Origin of the sequence: Pseudomonas sp. NPDC089534 (assembly GCF_044749305.1) — a bacterium.
GTDB classification, from domain to species: domain Bacteria; phylum Pseudomonadota; class Gammaproteobacteria; order Pseudomonadales; family Pseudomonadaceae; genus Aquipseudomonas; species Aquipseudomonas ekonensis.
The window spans coordinates 32,862-49,162 of record NZ_JBIVHR010000043.1; the positions used below are offsets into that span (position 1 = coordinate 32,862).

Here is a 16,301-nt window from a genome sequence, read left to right on the forward strand (position 1 = left end):
ACTGCGCAGCAGGCGCAATCCGGGCCGTCTTCACGGCGGGAGCAAGTTCCCTCGCCGCAGGGATTCATTGGTTGTTACAGGACAATGCAGCCCCTCGCTTTGACACTGCGGCCACTCTGCGGCACAGTGCGCGCCCTTCTAACAAGACCCTCGATCCAAATCCGCTGGCGGCCTCCGGGCGTTGCCGGGCGGACTCATCCTGTCTGGCGGTGAAACGCTTCCATCGCCGTGTTTTTGAGGTAGTGAAATGAATGCAGTGATTGCTGCGGTCGGCGTCATGCTGATCCTCAGCCTGTCCCGTGTGCACGTGGTGATCGCGTTGATCGTCGGTGCGCTGGTCGGTGGCCTGACCGGCGGCCTGGGCATCGACGCCACGCTCAAGGCGTTCAACAGCGGCCTGGGCGGCGGGGCGACGGTGGCGTTGTCCTACGCGCTGCTCGGCGCGTTCGCGGTGGCCATCGCCAAGTCCGGCCTGGCCCATGCGCTGGCCGACAAGGCCCTGGCCATGGTCGACCGCCAGCACGCCACCGGCGGCGGCAGCGTCAAGTGGCTGCTGATCGGCCTGCTGTGGGTGGTGGCGATCGCGTCGCAGAACATCCTGCCGATCCACATCGCGTTCATTCCGCTGCTGGTGCCGCCGCTGCTATATGTGCTGACCAAGCTGCAACTGGACCGGCGCCTGATCGCCTGCGTGATGACCTTCGGCCTGATCACCCCGTACATGGTGTTCCCGGTCGGGTTCGGCAACATCTTCCTCAATCAGATCCTGCTGGCCAACGTCAGCAAGGCCGGGGTGGACATCAGCCAGGTCAACGTCATGCACGCGATGGCCATTCCGGCGGCGGGCATGGTGTTCGGCCTGCTGCTGGCGGTGTTCTTCAGCTACCGCAAGAAGCGGGTCTACGACCTGGAGAAGATCGAGCAGGTGGAGCAGGTCAGCGTCGCCTATAACCCGATGACCCTCGGGATCGCCTTTTTGGCCATCGCGGCGGCGTTCATGATTCAGTTGCTGCTGGACTCGATGATTATCGGGGCGCTGGCCGGTTTCCTGATCTTCTCCGCTTCGGGCATCGTGAAGTGGCGCGAGACCGACGGCCTGTTCACCGAAGGCATGAAGATGATGGCGATGATCGGCTTCATCATGATCTCGGCCTCGGGCTTCGCCGAGGTGCTGAAGGCCACGGGCGAGGTGCGCACCCTGGTGGAAAGCGCCGCCGCGTGGATCGACCACAGCCAGGCCATCGGCGCGCTGCTGATGCTGCTGGTGGGGCTGATGGTGACCATCGGCATCGGCTCGTCGTTCTCCACGGTGCCGATCCTGGCGGCGATCTTCGTGCCGCTGTGCGTGCAGCTGGGCTTCAGCCCGATGGCGATCGTCTGCATCGTCGGCACCGCCGGCGCCCTGGGCGACACCGGCTCGCCGGCCTCGGACTCGACCCTGGGCCCGACCTCCGGCCTGAACATCGACGGCCAGCACCACCACATCTGGGACACCGTGGTGCCGACCTTCCTGCACTACAACCTGCCGCTGCTGGCGGCCGGGTGGCTGGCCGCGATGGTGCTCTGACCTTCTGCGCTCGCCAGCAGGCTGGCTCCCACAACAGCACGGGTGGGAGCCGTTGGCTCAACTTTTGGTCCGGCAGGCCGTTAACGCCTTTATCCACGCCAATAAAACCAAAAGAGTGAGCCCCCCATGCGCCTGAGTCTCAAGGCTAAAGTCCTGTCCCTTGCCGTCCTTCCGGTCTTGCTCTTTGCGCTGGTGATCAGCCTGACCGTGCTGTTCGTCCTTCAGGAGCAGGCGCACAAGGAAGTCGAACAGACCCGCGAGCGCCTGCTCGGCGAGGCCAAGGCCACCCTGCAAAGCTACGTCGCCGTGGCCATGACCGCGATCAAGCCGCTGTACGACGCCGCCGCGCCCGGCGACACCGCTGCGCGGGCTGAGGTGATCAAGCTGCTTTCTAGCATCAAGTACGGCAAGGACGGCTACTTCTTCGGCTACGACTCCGAGACCGTCCGCCTGTTCAAGGCCAACGACCCCGACGGCGTCGGCAAGAGCTTCAAGGACAACCGTGACCCGAACGGCGTCTACGTCAACCGCGACCTGGTGAAGGTGGCGAAGGACGGCACCCATTACCTGCAATACAGTTCGCCGCTGCCGGGCAACGCCCAGGTGCTGGTGCCCAAGCTCGGCTACACCGAATACCTGCCCAAGTGGGACATGGCGGTCGGCACCTCGGTGAACCTGGACGGCATCGAAGCGCAGGTGGCCGCGGTCGAGGCCAAGGTGCAGGAACGCATGCAGGGCGTGGTGCTGAGCATCGTCGGTGTGGCTGTGGTGGTGCTGCTGGTGATCGCGGCGGCGGGCATGCTGCTGGCCAACACCATCCTGCGTCCGCTGAACCTGATGAAAGCCAACCTGGACGACATCGCGGCGGGCGAGGGCGACCTGACCCGGCGCCTGGCCATCACCAGCCAGGACGAACTCGGCGAGCTGGCCGGCTCGTTCAACCGCTTCGTCGACAAGATCCACGGCCTGGTGCGGCAGATCACCGAGATGACCACCCAGCTCACCGGCCTGGTGACCCAGGTGTCGGACCAGGCGCACCGGTCCGATCAGGCCATGGAGCGCCAGCGCCACGAGACCGATCAGGTCGCCACGGCGATCAACGAAATGTCCGCCGCCGCCCAGGAAGTGGCCAAGAGCGCCCAGAACGCCGCCGTCGCCGCCCGTCAGACCGATGAAGAAGGTCAGGCCGCCAAGCGGGTCGTGGCCGGCAGCATCCAGCAGATTCATGCGTTGGTGGACGACATCCGCCACAGCGGCGTCTCCCTCGACAGCCTGCAGCAGGACGTGTCGTCGATCGTCGGCGTGCTGGGGGTGATCCGTTCCATCGCCGAGCAGACCAACCTGCTGGCGCTCAACGCCGCCATCGAGGCGGCGCGGGCCGGGGAGGCCGGGCGCGGTTTTGCGGTGGTGGCGGACGAAGTGCGGGCGCTGGCCAGCCGCACGCAGATCAGCACCCAGGAAATCCAGGGCATGATCGACCGCCTGCAGGCCGGCACCCAATCGGCGGTCGAGGCCATGCGCCGCTCCAGCGAGGCCGGCGACGGCACGTCGGCCCAGGCCAACCAGGCCGGCGCATCGTTGGATGCGATGGCGGAGCTGATCGCGACCATCAACTCGATGAACGCCCAGATCGCCAGCGCCGCCGAAGAGCAGACCGCCGTGGCCGAAGAGATCAACCGCAGCGTGCACCAGATCGCGGTGGCCGTGGACAGTGTGGCGGACGAGACGCAGCTCGGCGCCCAGACCTCGCGCAGCCTGGCCGACCTCGGTCAGCGCCTGGGCCGGCTGGTGGGGCAGTTCCGCATCTGAGGCCCTGCCATTTGGCGCCCTGACGGGCGCCATCGCCAGCCGGTTGGCTCCCGCCGGGTTCGGCGCGCGCGCACGTGCTGCGAAAGGCCGGACATCCGCGGCAGCTTCTACACTGGTGGTACGGCTTGACCTCCAAGCCCCAGACAACCACCGCGAAAGGAGTCTGATCCATGGCCGACAAAATCTGCGATTGCCCCAAATGCAACTGCAAGCTCGGTGAGCACCCCGTCGTGCGTCACGGCAAGCACTATTGCTGCGAAGCCTGCGCCAAGCACCATGAGCACGGTGAGGAATGTTCAAGCCAGGGCTGCAAGTGCGCCCACTGACCTGCCGCTGGAGGCGTGGGGCCTAATCGGGCTCCACTTCCAGTTTCAGGCACGCGCCGTCCAGTTGTTCGATGTGCAGGACGGCGCCTTGCAGCCGCCGCCCCTCGACCCGCACGTCCACCGTTCTGGCCCGTTCGAGGCCTTCCGGCAACGGGGCGCGCACGCACAGGGCGAAGCGGTAGGGGTCGCCCGGGACAGGCTCCAGCCCTACCTGGCACTCGACGCTTTGGGTGATGCGGCCGGACGGGGTGTCCAGGCCATAGTCGAGCCGTGCCGGGCTGCTGATCGAAGACATGGCGCCAATCCCTCCCAAAACCTGTCGGTGACCGGACAAGCTTAGCCCGCCGGTCGCCAGGTGACATTCTCCACGCCGAACTTCTCCGCCGCCGGCCGGCTGGTCTTTTGCACCTTTTCCCGGCCGAAACGCGGGATCCGCCCGACGCCGGCGTCGCAGCTCGCCCAGTGCCACGCTTCGACGGTGTCCATCTTTTCCGAGCGGATGATGAACGACTTCGGTGCGCCGTGAAGGGTGTATTCGATGACAAACAGTTTTGCGTTGTTCATAGAGCCCCGGTTCCTCCCTGTTGTTATAGAGGGATCGCGGCGGGCCGGGAAAATTCATTCGGATTGTCCGGCGGCGCGTTGGCGGGCGGATCGGCGACTGGTTACCATGGCGCTTCCCTCAAACCGATGAACCCCTGCCATGGCCCTTGCCGCGCCTCCCGACCTGAGCGATACCGACGTGCCGGTGCAGCCGCTGGCGCGCACCTACCCGCGCGGCCTGTTCATCGAGCCCCATGAGCATGTCTGGGGCCAGTTGCTGTATGCGATGAGCGGGGTGATGTGGGTCGAGACGCCCCACGAGGCGCTGGTCGTCCCGCCGCAGCGGGCGGTCTGGCTGCCGCCGGGCGTGCCCCACGGGATCCGCGTGGTGTCGGACCTGCAGATGCGCAACATCTACCTGCGCCCGGCGCTGGCCGCGACGCTCGACGCCACGGTGCAGGTGATCGAGGTCGGCGGCCTGCTGCGCGAGCTGATCGTCGGGCTGGTGGAGGAGGGCGACAGCGGCGATCCGGCCTATTACGACGCGCTGGTCGGCCTGGCCCTGCTGGAGCTCAAGCGTGCCCGGCGCTCGCAGCTGAAAATCCCGCTGCCGGACGATTCCGACCGGCGCCTGATGAACCTGTGCCAGGCGGTCATGGCCGCGCCGTCGCTGGACATTCCGTTCGAGCGGCACGCGGAGAACGCCGGGGCCAGCGTGCGCACCCTGGCGCGGCTGTTCAAGGACGGCCTGGGCATGGGCTTCGCCGAGTGGCGCCGGCAGGTGCAACTGGCGACCGCGGCGGCGGAACTGATCCAGGGCGTGCCGGTCAGCGCCATCGCCCGGGAGCTGGGCTATTCGCCGAGCAGCTTCAGCGACATGTTCCGCCGCGAGCTGGGCGTGGCGCCTTCGCAGTATGGCGCAGGCACGGGCTCCGGTTGATCGCGATCCCTTGTGGGAGCGAGCCTGCTCGCGATGGCGGTGTGTCAGTCGAAGCCTGTGTCGGATGTTCCGACGCGATCGCGAGCAGGCTCGCTCCCACAGTGGTCGTGCCGGATCCGCAACCTTTGAGCGAAAGCGAATAGGCGGCTGGCGATGGCGCCATTCGGGGCGTCGAAGGATTGGCCGAAATTCGGAAGTCCTTGGCCGATACCTCGGCGCGCCGTTCCCTAGACTCTGCCCATTCCCTTTCTCAGGCGGAGCTGTCCCATGAATTACCTGATTTCCCTGGCCGTCGGCCTGGGCGTCGGCGTGCTCTACGGCGCGCTGGACGTTCGCTCTCCCGCGCCGCCGGCCATCGCGCTGGTCGGCCTGCTCGGCATGCTGGCCGGAGAACAGCTGTGGCCGATGGGCCGGCAACTGGTGGCCGGCTGGCTGTCCTGAATCCCTTCCTTTTCCATTCGGTGGATGTACCCATGAAAGCATTGCAGTTCGATCAAACGGGCGATTTGTCTTCCCTGCGCTTCGTCGAGGTGCCGACCCCGGCGCCCGGCGCCGATGAGGTGCTGGTGCAGATCAAGGCGGCGGGCCTGAACCCCAGCGACGTGAAAAACGTGCTCGGGCGTTTTCCCTACACCACGCTGCCGCGCATTCCCGGCCGGGATTTCGCCGGGGTCGTGGTCGAAGGGCCGTCGGCGCTGATCGGCCGGGAAGTCTGGGGCACGGGCCGCGAACTGGGCTTCTTCGCCGACGGCTCCCATGCGCAATTCGTCAAGCTGCCGGCCAACGGCGTGGCGCATAAGCCTTCGCACCTGAGCTTCACCCAGGCCGCCAGCCTTGGCGTGCCGTACACCACGGCATGGGACGCATTGGAGCGCAGCCTGGTGAGCGCCGAAACGCGCCTGCTGGTGATCGGCGGCGGGGCAGTGGCCACGGCGGCGCTGGCCCTGGCCAAGGTGCGCGGTGCCCAGGTGCTGGCGGCGGCGCGCCGGCCCGAGCAGGTCGAGGCCTTGCAGGCCCAGGGCTACCGCACGATCCGGCTGGACACGCCGGAAGAACTGGGGGCGCAGGTCGACGCGGTGTACCGCGGCGGCGCCGATGTGATCTTCGACACCACCGGCTTCTGGCTGCCGGCCTCCGTGGCTGCGTTGGCGACGTTCGGGCGGATCGCGATCATCGCCGCGCCGGTGGACGGGCATGTGCAGCTGCCGGCGCTGGCCTTGTACCGCAAGGGCGGTTCGGTGGTCGGGATCAACTCGCTGCTGTACGGCGTGCAGGCGTGCGCGGCGATGCTGGAGCAGTTCGGCCGGTACTTCGACGAAGGCCTGCTGCCGTTGCCGCAGGGGCTGGTTGAGGTGCCGCTGGCGCAAGGCCTGGCGAGTTATGCCGATGTGAATCAGGGCAGCGGTGACAAGGTCATCCTCATCCCCTGAGCGGTAGCCTCCGGGCCGGCGGGGCGCCCTTGGGCGGCGGGAGCAGGCATTGCAGATCCTCGGCAGAAATTGCCTGCGTGCCGGCCACCCGGTAAAGTGCCGCTCCCCCCGTTCTGCCTGAGGTCGCACCATGAGCCAGCCCATTGATATTGCCGTGATCGGCGCCACCGGCACCGTCGGCGAAACCCTTGTGCAGATTCTCGAGGAGCGCGACTTCCCGGTCGGCAACCTGCACCTGCTGGCCAGCAGCGAATCGGCCGGCAGTTCGGTGCCTTTTCGCGGCAAGAACGTGCGGGTGCGGGAAGTCGACGCGTTCGACTTCGGCAAGGTCAAGCTGGCGTTCTTCGCCGCAGGACCCGCCGTCACCCTGAGCTTCGCCGACCGCGCCCATGCCGCCGGCTGCTCGCTGATCGACCTGTCCGGTGCCTTGCCCGCCGACCGCGCGCCGCAAGTGGTGCCGGAAGCCAACGCCAGCGTGCTGGACGGCCTGAAGGCGCCGTTCCAGGTCGGCAGCCCGAGCCCGTCGGCCACGACGCTGGCGGTGGCGCTGGCGCCGTTGCGGGGGCTGCTCGAACTGCAGTCCGTGCACGTCACCGCCAGCCTGGCGGTATCCGCCCTGGGGCGCGAAGCCGTCACCGAACTGGCGCGCCAGACCGCCGAGCTCCTGAACATGCGTCCTCTGGAGCCGTCCTTCTTTGACCGTCAGATCGCCTTCAACCTGCTGGCCCAGGTCGGCACGCCTGACGCCGACGGTCACACTTCGCTGGAAAAACGCCTGGTGCGCGAGCTGCGTCAGGTGCTGGCCAGCCCTTCCTTGAAGATTTCCGCGACTTGCATTCAAGCCCCGGTGTTTTTTGGCGATAGCTTTAGCGTGACCTTGCGGTCAGCGGGCGCGGTCGACCTGGAAAAGGTCAACGCCGCGCTCGAGGATGCGCCGGGCATCGAGCGGGTCGAAGCCGGCGATTATCCGACGGCGGTCGGTGACGCGGTGGGGCAGGACGTGGTCTATGTCGGGCGGGTGCGCGGCGGTGTCGACGAGCCGGCGGAACTAAATCTGTGGCTGACGTCAGATAACGTGCGCAAAGGCGCGGCCCTCAACGCGGTGCAGGTCGCCGAATTGTTGATAAAAGGCCTGCTGTAAAAGATACTTGGCAACAATTTGTCGACTGATTCTAGCCGGGCGCTATGCTTGGCCGGAGCGCTTGGCATCGAGTCACTCTCCGGGACTTTCCGGGGCATCAAAGAAATGATCGCGCGCGGCCTGCTGTCGTCGTCGCGCGCAATGCCTTGCGGCAGCGGTATTCAAGACTTCTCGCTGGCCGAGGAATGTTCATACAAAGGAAGAGGCTATGGTTCAAGTTCGCAAACTGGTGTTAGCAATAGCGGCCGCCTCGGCGCTGTCATCCGGTATGGCGCATGCCCTCGGGCTCGGGGAGCTGACCCTGAAGTCGACCCTGAACCAGCCGCTGGTGGCGGAGATCGAGCTGCTCGACGTCAAGGATCTCACCGCTGCCGAAGTGGTGCCGAGCCTGGCCTCGCCCGAAGACTTCGCCAAGGCCGGCGTCGACCGCCAGGCCTTCCTCAATGACCTGACGTTCACCCCGGTGCTCAACGCCAGCGGCAAAAGCGTGCTGCGCGTGACCTCGAGCAAGCCGCTGTCCGAACCGATGGTGAAATTCCTGGTGCAGGTGATGTGGCCCAACGGCCGTCTGCTGCGCGACTACAGCGTGCTGCTGGATCCGTCGAAGTTCTCGCCGCAGACCGCCGACGCCGCCCAACAGGCCCCGGCGCAGACCATCACGGCACCGACCACCGGCGCCACCCATCCGGCGCAGTACACCACCACGCCGCGCGACACCCTGTGGGAAATCGCGGCCAAGGCGCGCAACGGCGGGTCGGTGCAGCAGACCATGCTGGCGATCCAGGCGCTCAACCCGGATGCCTTCATCGACGGCAACATCAACCGGCTGAAGACCGGCCAGGTGCTGCGCCTGCCGGACTCGGTGCAAAGCACGGCGTTGCCGCAATCCAAAGCGATCGCTGAAGTCGCGGCGCAGAACACCGCCTGGCGCCAGGGCCGCCGTTACATGGCCAAGCCGGGCACCGGCCAGCAGCAGTTGGACGCGACCAAGCGTGGCCGCAGCAATGCCGGCGCCGCGCAGAACACCAAGGACAACCTGAGCCTGGTCTCCGCCGAAAGCGGCAAGGCCCGCGGCAAAGGGCCGGCCGGCGACGCCAAGGCCCTGAGCAACAAGCTGGCGGTCACCCAGGAAAGCCTCGATACGACCCGTCGCGACAATGCCGAGCTGAAAAGCCGCATGGCCGACCTGCAGAGCCAGCTGGACAAGCTGCAGCGCCTGATCGAGCTGAAGAACAATCAACTGGCCAAGATGCAGGCCGAAGGGGCTGCGCCGGCCGCTGCACCAGAGGCGGCACCAGTGCCGGCTCCGGTGCCGGCCATCACCGCCGAGCTGGCGGCCACGCCGCCGGTCGCGCCGGCGCAAACGGCCCCGGCCGCTCCGGCGCCTGAGGCGGCTGCGCCTGCGCCGGCGGAGCCTGTGGTCGAGCCTAAACCGGCCGTCGACGACGACAAGACCTTCAACGAACTGCTGACCAACCCGGTCCTGCTGGGTCTGGCCGGCGGTGGTGCGATCGTCCTGTTGCTTCTGCTGTTGCTGCTGGCCCGCCGTCGCAAGGCCCAGCAGGAGGCCGAGAAGCACCTGCGCATGGCCCGTGCGCTGGAGGAGCAATCCTTCTCGCCTGAGCTCGATCTGCCGGAAAGCAGCTTCGAAGGCCTGGAAACGCCGGCGGCGAGCGTCAAGCTGAACCCGGCTCCAGCTCCTGCGCCTGCGCCAGTATCTGAGCCCGTGGTCGTGGCGCAGCCAATCGCCGCGCCGCTGGTCGCTCCGGCGGCAGAGCGTTCCGACGATGTGCTGGACAAGGCCCAGTCGCACATCGACGGCGGCCGCCTGAACCAGGCCGCCGCATTGCTGGAGGAGGGCGTCAGCCTGGAGCCGCAGCGCAGCGATCTGCGCCTGAAACTGATGGAGGTCTATGGCCGCCAGGGCGACCGCGACATGTTCGTCGGCCAGGAACGCCAACTGGTCGCCAACGGCGAGAACTTCGCCAAGGTCGAAGAACTGAAGAAACGCTTCCCGGCCATGGCGGTCGTTGCCGCCACCGGGCTGGCCGCTGCGGCCATGGCCGCCGAGCTGGATGCCGAATACGTCAAGGAGCTGCTGCTCGACGAGCCGCAGGCCCCGGCCGAAACCGACAACGAGCTGGACAGCGCCTTCGACCTGAGCCTCGACGATCTGGACAACATCACGCCGGTGGAACCTGCGGCGGCAGTCGAACCAGCCCCGGTCGTCGAGCCCGAGGCGCCGGTCGAGCTGGAAGAGTTCCCTGCCGATGACGACCTGAGCTTCGCGTCCGTGCTGCAGCAGCAGGCCGAGATCAAGGAGAACCTCGACGACCTGCCGGAGTTCGACCTGGATCTGGACCTGGGCGCCGAACCGTCGCCGGCCACGCTGGCCGAGGACGATTTCCTGCTGGATCTGGATGACGGCATGAAAGGTCTGGATGACGACATGAAGGATCTGCCGCCGGTCGAAGCGCCGGCCGTGGCCCAGGCGCCGATCGACGAGCTGGATCTGCCGGCGGATTTCGATCTGTCCCTGGCGGACGAAATGGACGCGAGCCCGGCCGAACCGGATGCGTTCTCCGCCGAGCTGGACGACGTCAACGCGGAGCTGGATCGCCTGTCCCAGAGCCTCGGCGAGCCGAGCTTCACCGAGGCTGACGCGGCCATGGGCGGCGACCTCGGGGATCTTGGCGAGGATGACTTCGACTTCCTCTCCGGCACCGACGAGGCCGCCACCAAGCTCGACCTGGCCCAGGCCTACATCGACATGGGCGACAACGACGGCGCGCGCGACATCCTCAACGAAGTGCTCAGCGAGGGTGACGACAAGCAGAAGAACGAGGCCCGGGAGATGCTTTCGCATCTGGCCTGATCCGGCGTTCGGCGGTAATGAGAACGGCAGCCCATCGGGCTGCCGTTTTTTTTCGCTTTGGATCGGTAAGCCCTCTTTTGTGCTCAGGCATGAGGGGAGCGTGCAGATAAAACTGTGGGAGCCAGCCTGCTGGCGATGACGGCGGCACATCCGGCATCGATGTGCCTGGCAGGCCGCCATCGCCAGCGGGCTGGCTCCCACAGGTAATCGGTGCTGCCGGTGAAGCTGTGGGCCGGCCGCACCCGCTGGAGAACTTTCTGGCATCCCCCATCCGTGGCCTTATAATGCCCGCCTTTGTGGATCTGCAGGCTGTCCCGCTTTGGCAAACATAGATAACCCCGCCGCCGAAATGGCCCCCGAAGGCTTTTTCCGCATCGCCCTGGGCGTTGAGTACAAAGGTTCGCGCTACCGTGGCTGGCAGCGTCAGGCCACCGGCGTGCCTTCCGTGCAGGAAGAGCTGGAGAAGGCCCTGTCGCGGGTCGCCGACTCCCCGGTGGCGATCCAGTGCGCCGGCCGCACCGACGCCGGGGTGCATGCCTGCGGGCAGGTGGTGCACTTCGACACGCAGGCCGTGCGTTCGCTGAAGGCCTGGGTCATGGGCGCCAACATCAATCTGCCCCACGACATCAGCGTCAGTTGGGCCCAGGTGATGCCGGCGCACTTCCATGCGCGTTTCAAGGCCATCGCCCGGCGTTACCGGTACGTGATCTACAACGACCAGATCCGTCCGGCGCACCTCAATGAGGAAATCACCTGGAACCACCGTCCGCTGGATGTCGAGCGCATGGCGCAGGCCGCGCAGTACCTGGTCGGCACCCACGATTTCAGCGCGTTCCGCGCCGGCCAGTGCCAGGCCAAGTCGCCGATCAAGAAGCTCCACCACCTGCGCGTGACCCGCCACGGCAAGATGATCGTGATCGACATCCGCGCCAGCGCGTTCCTGCACCACATGGTGCGCAACATCGCCGGGGTGCTGATGACCATCGGTGCCGGCGAGCGTCCCGTGGAGTGGATGAAAGAAGTGCTGCAAAGCCGTGAGCGGCGCTCCGGCGGGGTGACGGCGCATCCGTTCGGGCTCTACCTGGTGCAGGTCGAGTACCACGACGAGTTCCCGCTGCCCGAGCGTTTCATCGGGCCGCATTTCCTCACCGGATTCACTGAACTGGACGGCTGACGCCCTCGAATGCATTTGCTACCATCCGGGACTTTCTCGGATTTGCCTTGGGGTTTTATCGACATGTCAGCCGTTCGCAGCAAGATTTGCGGGATTACCCGCTTAGAGGATGCGCTGGCGGCCGTCGAGGCCGGGGCCGACGCCATCGGTTTCGTGTTTTACGCCAAGAGCCCGCGGGCGGTGACCGTGCAGCAGGCGCGGGCGATCATCCGGGCGTTGCCGCCGTTCGTGACCACGGTGGGCCTGTTCGTCAACGCCAGCCGTTGCGAGCTGGGGGAGATCCTCGACGCCGTGCCGCTGGACCTGCTGCAGTTCCATGGCGATGAGACCGCCGCCGACTGCGAAGGCTGGCACCGGCCGTACATCAAGGCGCTGCGGGTCAAGGCCGGCGACGACATCGCCGCCGCCTGCGATGCCTACCCGAGCGCCAGCGGCGTGCTGCTCGACACCTACGTCGAAGGCGTGCCGGGCGGAACCGGCGAGGCGTTCGACTGGTCTTTGATTCCGCAGGGTTTGAGCAAGCCGTTGATCCTCGCCGGCGGCCTGACGCCGGACAACGTCGCCGACGCCGTCGCCCGGGTGCGGCCGTATGCGGTCGACGTCAGCGGCGGGGTGGAGGCGAGCAAGGGCATCAAGGATCACGCGAAGATCCGGGCGTTCATCAACGCCGCACGCGGCAACGCAGCACCGATGTGACGGCTGGCAGACTGCCGCCGTCCATAACTGCACTTGCAACAAGCAGGCGCGGCTGAGGATGTTTGGATTGCGCGCAAGGTCGCTTCCCGCCGACCCGGCAGTCCACCGGTCATCGCCGCACACAATGAATTTAGCTGAAGGGCATACGCGGGGCCGCGAACCAGAGCGTTCGGGCCGCCGGTACTGGAGATAGAAAGCATGAGCAACTGGTTGGTAGACAAACTGATCCCTTCGATCATGCGTTCGGAGGTCAAGAAGAGCTCGGTGCCTGAAGGCCTGTGGCACAAGTGCCCGTCCTGCGAGGCGGTGCTGTACCGTCCTGAGCTGGAAAAGACCCTGGACGTTTGCCCCAAGTGCAACCACCACATGCGCATCGGCGCACGTGCGCGCATCGACATCTTCCTGGATGCCGAAGGCCGCAGCGAGCTGGGCGCCGACCTGGAACCGGTCGATCGCCTGAAGTTCCGCGACGGCAAGAAGTACAAGGATCGCCTGACCGCTGCGCAGAAGCAGACCGGTGAAAAGGACGCGCTGATCTCCATGAGCGGCACCCTGCTGGGCATGCCGGTGGTGGTGTCGGCGTTCGAATTCAGCTTCATGGGCGGCTCCATGGGCGCCATCGTCGGCGAACGCTTCGTGCGCGCCGCCAACTACGCCCTGGAAAACCGTTGCCCGATGATCTGCTTCGCCGCCTCCGGCGGTGCGCGGATGCAGGAAGCCCTGATCTCGCTGATGCAGATGGCCAAGACCTCGGCGGTGCTGGCGCGCCTGCGCGAAGAAGGCATTCCGTTCATCTCCGTGTTGACCGACCCTGTCTACGGCGGCGTTTCCGCCAGCCTGGCGATGCTCGGCGACGTGATAGTCGGCGAGCCGAAGGCCCTGATCGGCTTCGCAGGCCCGCGCGTGATCGAGCAGACCGTGCGTGAAAAACTGCCGGAAGGCTTCCAGCGCAGCGAGTTCCTGCTGGAGCACGGCGCCATCGACATGATCGTCGACCGCCGCGAACTGCGTCCGCGCCTGGGCAACCTGCTGGCGCAACTGACCGGCCAGCCGACGCCGACCTACGTGGCCGCTCCGGTCGAGCCGATCGTCGTTCCGCCGGTGCCTGCCAACGTATGACCGAGCGCACCCTTGGCGAGTGGCTCGCCTACCTTGAGCAGTTGCATCCCTCGGCCATCGATATGGGCCTTGAGCGTTCGCGACAGGTAGCGTCCCGCATGGGGCTGGGCCAGCCGGCGCCTCGGGTGATCACGGTCACCGGCACCAACGGCAAGGGATCGACCTGCGCATTCGTGGCTTCGTTGCTGCGGGCGCAGGGCCTGAGCGTCGGTGTCTACAATTCTCCGCACCTGCTGCGCTACAACGAGCGGGTGCAGCTCAACGGCGTCGAGGCCACCGATGCGCAGCTGTGCGAAGCCTTTGCGGCGGTCGAGGCAGGGCGCGGTGACATTTCCCTGACCTACTTCGAAATGGGCACCCTGGCGGCGTTCTGGCTGTTCCAGCGCGCAGGGCTCGATGCGGTGGTGCTGGAAGTCGGCCTGGGCGGGCGTCTGGACACGGTCAACGTGGTGGACGCCGATCTCGCGCTGGTCACCAGCATCGGCGTCGATCATGCCGACTACCTGGGCAATACCCGCGAATCCGTGGCCTTCGAAAAGGCCGGCATCTTCCGTGCCGGCAAGCCGGCGCTGTGCGGCGACCTGAATCCTCCGCAACCGTTGCTCGACAAGGCGCGTGAACTGGCGTGTCCGTTTTTCCTGCGCGGGCGCGATTTCGACCTCGGCGTGACCGAGCGGAATTGGCAATGGCGCGGCACGGATGCCCAAGGGCAGGCTGTCGAACTGCGCGACCTGCCGCTGCTCGACCTGCCGATGGAAAACGCCGCGCTGGCGCTGCAGGCCTATCTGGTGCTGGGGCTGCCGTGGGAGCGTGAGCGGATCGTCGGCGCGCTGCAGGCGACCCGCGTGGTCGGCCGTCTCGACCGGCGCTCGTTCGACTGGAACGGCAAGCGCCTGAATCTGTTGCTGGATGTGGGCCACAACCCGCATGCGGCGGAGTACCTGGCCCGGCGTCTGGCGGCGCGGCCCCCGACCGGCAGGCGCCTGGCGGTGTTCGGCCTGCTGGCGGACAAGGATCTGGATGGCGTCGTCGGCGAGTTGAATGCTAGTGTCCAGCACTGGGCCGTGGCGCCGCTGGATTCGGCGCGGGCCCGTCCGGTCGCCGAGCTACATGCGGCGTTGCAGGGCATCGGCGCGTCGGTCACGTCATACGACAGTGTGGCGGCCGCCCTGGAAGGGCAGTGCGCTGCGGCGACGGACGAAGACGAGATTCTGTTGTTCGGATCATTTTATTGTGTTGCCGAGGCCCTGGAATGGCTGGCCCGGCGCTCCACGGAGGAAGCGGCAGATGGCATTGCTGGATAAGGCGTACAAACAGCGCATGGTCGGCGCCCTGGTGCTGGTGGCGCTGGCGGTGATCTTTCTGCCGATGCTGTTTTCCCGTCAGGACGAGCAGCGTCAGGTGATCGTCGACGCCCCAGCCGCGCCGCAGGCGCCTGCCGTGGCGCAGGTGCAGATGGAGCCGGTGGCGGTGCCTGAGCCGCAAGCCTTGCCGCAGGAGCCGGTGCCGAGCGATGAAGACGTCGCCGAGCAAGCGGCGCCTGCAATGCCGATTGCGCCGGTTGCGCCTGCTCCTGCGCCGGCCGCGCCTGTCGCGGCGGCGAAGCCGGTGGCCCCTGCGCCTGCGCCGGTGGTGAAGCCTGCACCGGCCCCGGCCCAACCGATTGCCGCAGCGCCGGCCAAGCCGGACACCAGCGCAAGCCGCGTCGATGCGAACGGCTTGTCGGTGAGCTGGTCGGTGCAGCTGGCCAGCCTGTCGAGCCGCGCCAGTGCCGAAAGCCTGCAGAAAACCCTGCGCAGCCAGGGCTACAACGCCTACATCCGTTCCGCCGACGGCAAGAACCGCGTGTTTGTGGGGCCGCTGATCGAGCGTGCCGAGGCCGACCGCCTGCGGGATCTGCTCAGCCGCCAGCAGAACCTCAAGGGCTTCGTCGTGCGTTTCCAGCCTGAGCGCGGCTGAAAACTATCGTCCCGATTGAAACGCACTGACAATCGCAGCTTACCGACAGCCCTGGGCTCTGCTAAAATGCGCCGCCTTATCCGTCTGTAGGCTGCACTGTGCCATTTACCTGGGTTGACTGGGCGATCGTTGCAATCATCGCCATCTCCGCTTTGATCAGTCTGAGCCGCGGCTTCGTCAAGGAAGCGCTATCGCTGGTGACCTGGATCATCGCAGGAGCGGTTGCCTGGATGTTCGGTGGCTCACTGTCCGAGTACCTCGCCGGATACATCCAGACTCCGTCGGCCCGTGTGATCACGGGCTGTGCCATCATGTTTGTCGCCACGCTGATCGTGGGCGCAATGATCAATTACCTCATCGGCGAACTGGTTCGCGTCACCGGGCTGTCCGGCACCGACCGGTTCCTGGGCATGGCCTTCGGCGCGGCGCGTGGCGTGCTGCTGGTGGTCGTGGCCGTCGGGCTGTTGAGCCTGGGGCCGGTGCAGCAGGACGGGTGGTGGAAAGAATCACAGCTCGTGCCAAAGTTTCTATTGGTCGCCGACTGGTCCAAGAACCTGATTCTCGGGTGGAGCAGTCAGTGGCTTGCCAGCGGTATCAGCGTACCCGCTGAAATACCGTTCAAGGAGCAGCTCTTGCCGTCGGCCAAAACGCCGCAGTGAGTGTTGTTCAGTTCAGATCCATTAAGTAGGGGTTGCGTCGCATGTGTGGCATCGTCGGTATCG

The 16,301-nt window shown here is 66.4% G+C and carries 15 protein-coding genes and 2 pseudogenes; 15 read left to right on the forward strand and 2 right to left on the reverse strand.

All coding sequences use genetic code 11. The features are described 5' to 3' along the window. Positions 1 to 247: 247 nt before the first annotated feature. From ACIP0B_RS15210 to ACIP0B_RS15225, 4 genes and pseudogenes are all read left to right on the forward strand, one after another. Positions 248 to 1,567: a Na+/H+ antiporter family protein gene (locus tag ACIP0B_RS15210; RefSeq protein WP_085577497.1), complete on the forward strand. Its 1,320-nt coding sequence runs from the start codon at positions 248 to 250 to the stop codon at positions 1,565 to 1,567. A gap of 126 nt (positions 1,568 to 1,693) precedes the next feature. After that, positions 1,694 to 2,470: pseudogene (locus ACIP0B_RS15215) on the forward strand (cache domain-containing protein); the annotation flags it as partial. 315 nt (positions 2,471 to 2,785) lie between these two features. Beyond that, a pseudogene (locus tag ACIP0B_RS15220) lies at positions 2,786 to 3,376 on the forward strand (methyl-accepting chemotaxis protein); the annotation flags it as partial. Positions 3,377 to 3,546: 170 nt separating this feature from the next. Further along, on the forward strand, positions 3,547 to 3,702 hold the full coding sequence (locus ACIP0B_RS15225) for a metallothionein (RefSeq protein ID WP_217892842.1): 156 nt from the start codon (positions 3,547 to 3,549) through the stop codon (positions 3,700 to 3,702). A 22-nt stretch (positions 3,703 to 3,724) separates the two neighbouring features. Here ACIP0B_RS15225 and ACIP0B_RS15230 read toward each other — a convergent pair whose 3' ends face one another. Both ACIP0B_RS15230 and ACIP0B_RS15235 read right to left on the reverse strand, forming a co-directional pair. After that, positions 3,725 to 3,997, reverse strand: a complete 273-nt coding sequence (locus ACIP0B_RS15230) for a hypothetical protein (protein WP_400833213.1) — start codon at positions 3,995 to 3,997, stop codon at positions 3,725 to 3,727. A 41-nt stretch (positions 3,998 to 4,038) separates the two neighbouring features. Beyond that, entirely contained in the window at positions 4,039 to 4,266 is a 228-nt protein-coding gene (locus ACIP0B_RS15235) for a DUF6555 family protein (RefSeq protein ID WP_400833216.1), read from the reverse strand. 139 nt (positions 4,267 to 4,405) lie between these two features. Between ACIP0B_RS15235 and ACIP0B_RS15240 the strand changes: the two genes are divergently transcribed. From ACIP0B_RS15240 to ACIP0B_RS15290, 11 genes are all read left to right on the forward strand, one after another. Next, positions 4,406 to 5,185 carry a helix-turn-helix domain-containing protein gene (locus ACIP0B_RS15240; RefSeq protein WP_217892839.1) on the forward strand — a complete coding sequence of 260 codons (780 nt, stop codon included), beginning with the start codon at positions 4,406 to 4,408 and terminating at the stop codon, positions 5,183 to 5,185. 267 nt (positions 5,186 to 5,452) lie between these two features. After that, positions 5,453 to 5,626, forward strand: a complete 174-nt coding sequence (locus ACIP0B_RS15245) for a DUF1427 family protein (protein WP_400833219.1) — start codon at positions 5,453 to 5,455, stop codon at positions 5,624 to 5,626. Between the two features lie 32 nt (positions 5,627 to 5,658). Continuing rightward, positions 5,659 to 6,615 carry a zinc-binding alcohol dehydrogenase family protein gene (locus tag ACIP0B_RS15250; RefSeq protein WP_400833221.1) on the forward strand — a complete coding sequence of 319 codons (957 nt, stop codon included), beginning with the start codon at positions 5,659 to 5,661 and terminating at the stop codon, positions 6,613 to 6,615. Between the two features lie 130 nt (positions 6,616 to 6,745). Further along, the gene (locus ACIP0B_RS15255; protein ID WP_400833224.1) at positions 6,746 to 7,756 is read left to right on the forward strand and encodes an aspartate-semialdehyde dehydrogenase; all 1,011 of its coding nucleotides are present in this window, start codon (positions 6,746 to 6,748) and stop codon (positions 7,754 to 7,756) included. Between the two features lie 208 nt (positions 7,757 to 7,964). After that, complete coding sequence (locus tag ACIP0B_RS15260) at positions 7,965 to 10,631, forward strand: FimV/HubP family polar landmark protein (RefSeq protein WP_400833227.1); 2,667 nt, start codon at positions 7,965 to 7,967, stop codon at positions 10,629 to 10,631. A gap of 349 nt (positions 10,632 to 10,980) precedes the next feature. Continuing rightward, complete coding sequence (gene truA, locus ACIP0B_RS15265; protein ID WP_400833241.1) at positions 10,981 to 11,805, forward strand: tRNA pseudouridine(38-40) synthase TruA; 825 nt, start codon at positions 10,981 to 10,983, stop codon at positions 11,803 to 11,805. Between the two features lie 63 nt (positions 11,806 to 11,868). Further along, on the forward strand, positions 11,869 to 12,501 hold the full coding sequence (locus ACIP0B_RS15270; protein ID WP_400833230.1) for a phosphoribosylanthranilate isomerase: 633 nt from the start codon (positions 11,869 to 11,871) through the stop codon (positions 12,499 to 12,501). Between the two features lie 198 nt (positions 12,502 to 12,699). Next, complete coding sequence (gene accD / locus ACIP0B_RS15275) at positions 12,700 to 13,620, forward strand: acetyl-CoA carboxylase, carboxyltransferase subunit beta (RefSeq protein ID WP_400833231.1); 921 nt, start codon at positions 12,700 to 12,702, stop codon at positions 13,618 to 13,620. Then, positions 13,617 to 14,924 (forward strand): bifunctional tetrahydrofolate synthase/dihydrofolate synthase, encoded by a 1,308-nt coding sequence (gene folC / locus ACIP0B_RS15280; protein ID WP_400833233.1) that lies wholly within the window; start codon positions 13,617 to 13,619, stop codon positions 14,922 to 14,924. The genes accD and folC overlap by 4 nt, the downstream gene beginning before the upstream one ends. Next, on the forward strand, positions 14,908 to 15,579 hold the full coding sequence (locus tag ACIP0B_RS15285; RefSeq protein ID WP_400833235.1) for an SPOR domain-containing protein: 672 nt from the start codon (positions 14,908 to 14,910) through the stop codon (positions 15,577 to 15,579). Before folC ends, ACIP0B_RS15285 begins: the two co-directional genes overlap by 17 nt. A 98-nt stretch (positions 15,580 to 15,677) precedes the next feature. After that, entirely contained in the window at positions 15,678 to 16,238 is a 561-nt protein-coding gene (locus tag ACIP0B_RS15290) for a CvpA family protein (protein ID WP_065261445.1), read from the forward strand. Positions 16,239 to 16,301: the final 63 nt, after the last annotated feature.

Excerpts from the sequence above, each read along its gene's own strand:
- ACIP0B_RS15255 (WP_400833224.1), top strand. The coding sequence starts at position 6,746 with ATGAGCCAGCCCATTGATATTGCCGTGATCGGCGCCACCGGCACCGTC.
- ACIP0B_RS15235 (WP_400833216.1), bottom strand. The coding sequence starts at position 4,266 with ATGAACAACGCAAAACTGTTTGTCATCGAATACACCCTTCACGGCGCA.
- ACIP0B_RS15210 (WP_085577497.1), top strand. The coding sequence starts at position 248 with ATGAATGCAGTGATTGCTGCGGTCGGCGTCATGCTGATCCTCAGCCTG.
- ACIP0B_RS15240 (WP_217892839.1), top strand. The coding sequence starts at position 4,406 with ATGGCCCTTGCCGCGCCTCCCGACCTGAGCGATACCGACGTGCCGGTG.
- ACIP0B_RS15270 (WP_400833230.1), top strand. The coding sequence starts at position 11,869 with ATGTCAGCCGTTCGCAGCAAGATTTGCGGGATTACCCGCTTAGAGGAT.
- ACIP0B_RS15260 (WP_400833227.1), top strand. The coding sequence starts at position 7,965 with ATGGTTCAAGTTCGCAAACTGGTGTTAGCAATAGCGGCCGCCTCGGCG.
- ACIP0B_RS15230 (WP_400833213.1), bottom strand. The coding sequence starts at position 3,997 with ATGTCTTCGATCAGCAGCCCGGCACGGCTCGACTATGGCCTGGACACC.
- ACIP0B_RS15245 (WP_400833219.1), top strand. The coding sequence starts at position 5,453 with ATGAATTACCTGATTTCCCTGGCCGTCGGCCTGGGCGTCGGCGTGCTC.
- ACIP0B_RS15285 (WP_400833235.1), top strand. The coding sequence starts at position 14,908 with ATGGCATTGCTGGATAAGGCGTACAAACAGCGCATGGTCGGCGCCCTG.
- ACIP0B_RS15225 (WP_217892842.1), top strand. The coding sequence starts at position 3,547 with ATGGCCGACAAAATCTGCGATTGCCCCAAATGCAACTGCAAGCTCGGT.
- truA (WP_400833241.1), top strand. The coding sequence starts at position 10,981 with ATGGCCCCCGAAGGCTTTTTCCGCATCGCCCTGGGCGTTGAGTACAAA.
- ACIP0B_RS15250 (WP_400833221.1), top strand. The coding sequence starts at position 5,659 with ATGAAAGCATTGCAGTTCGATCAAACGGGCGATTTGTCTTCCCTGCGC.
- accD (WP_400833231.1), top strand. The coding sequence starts at position 12,700 with ATGAGCAACTGGTTGGTAGACAAACTGATCCCTTCGATCATGCGTTCG.
- folC (WP_400833233.1), top strand. The coding sequence starts at position 13,617 with ATGACCGAGCGCACCCTTGGCGAGTGGCTCGCCTACCTTGAGCAGTTG.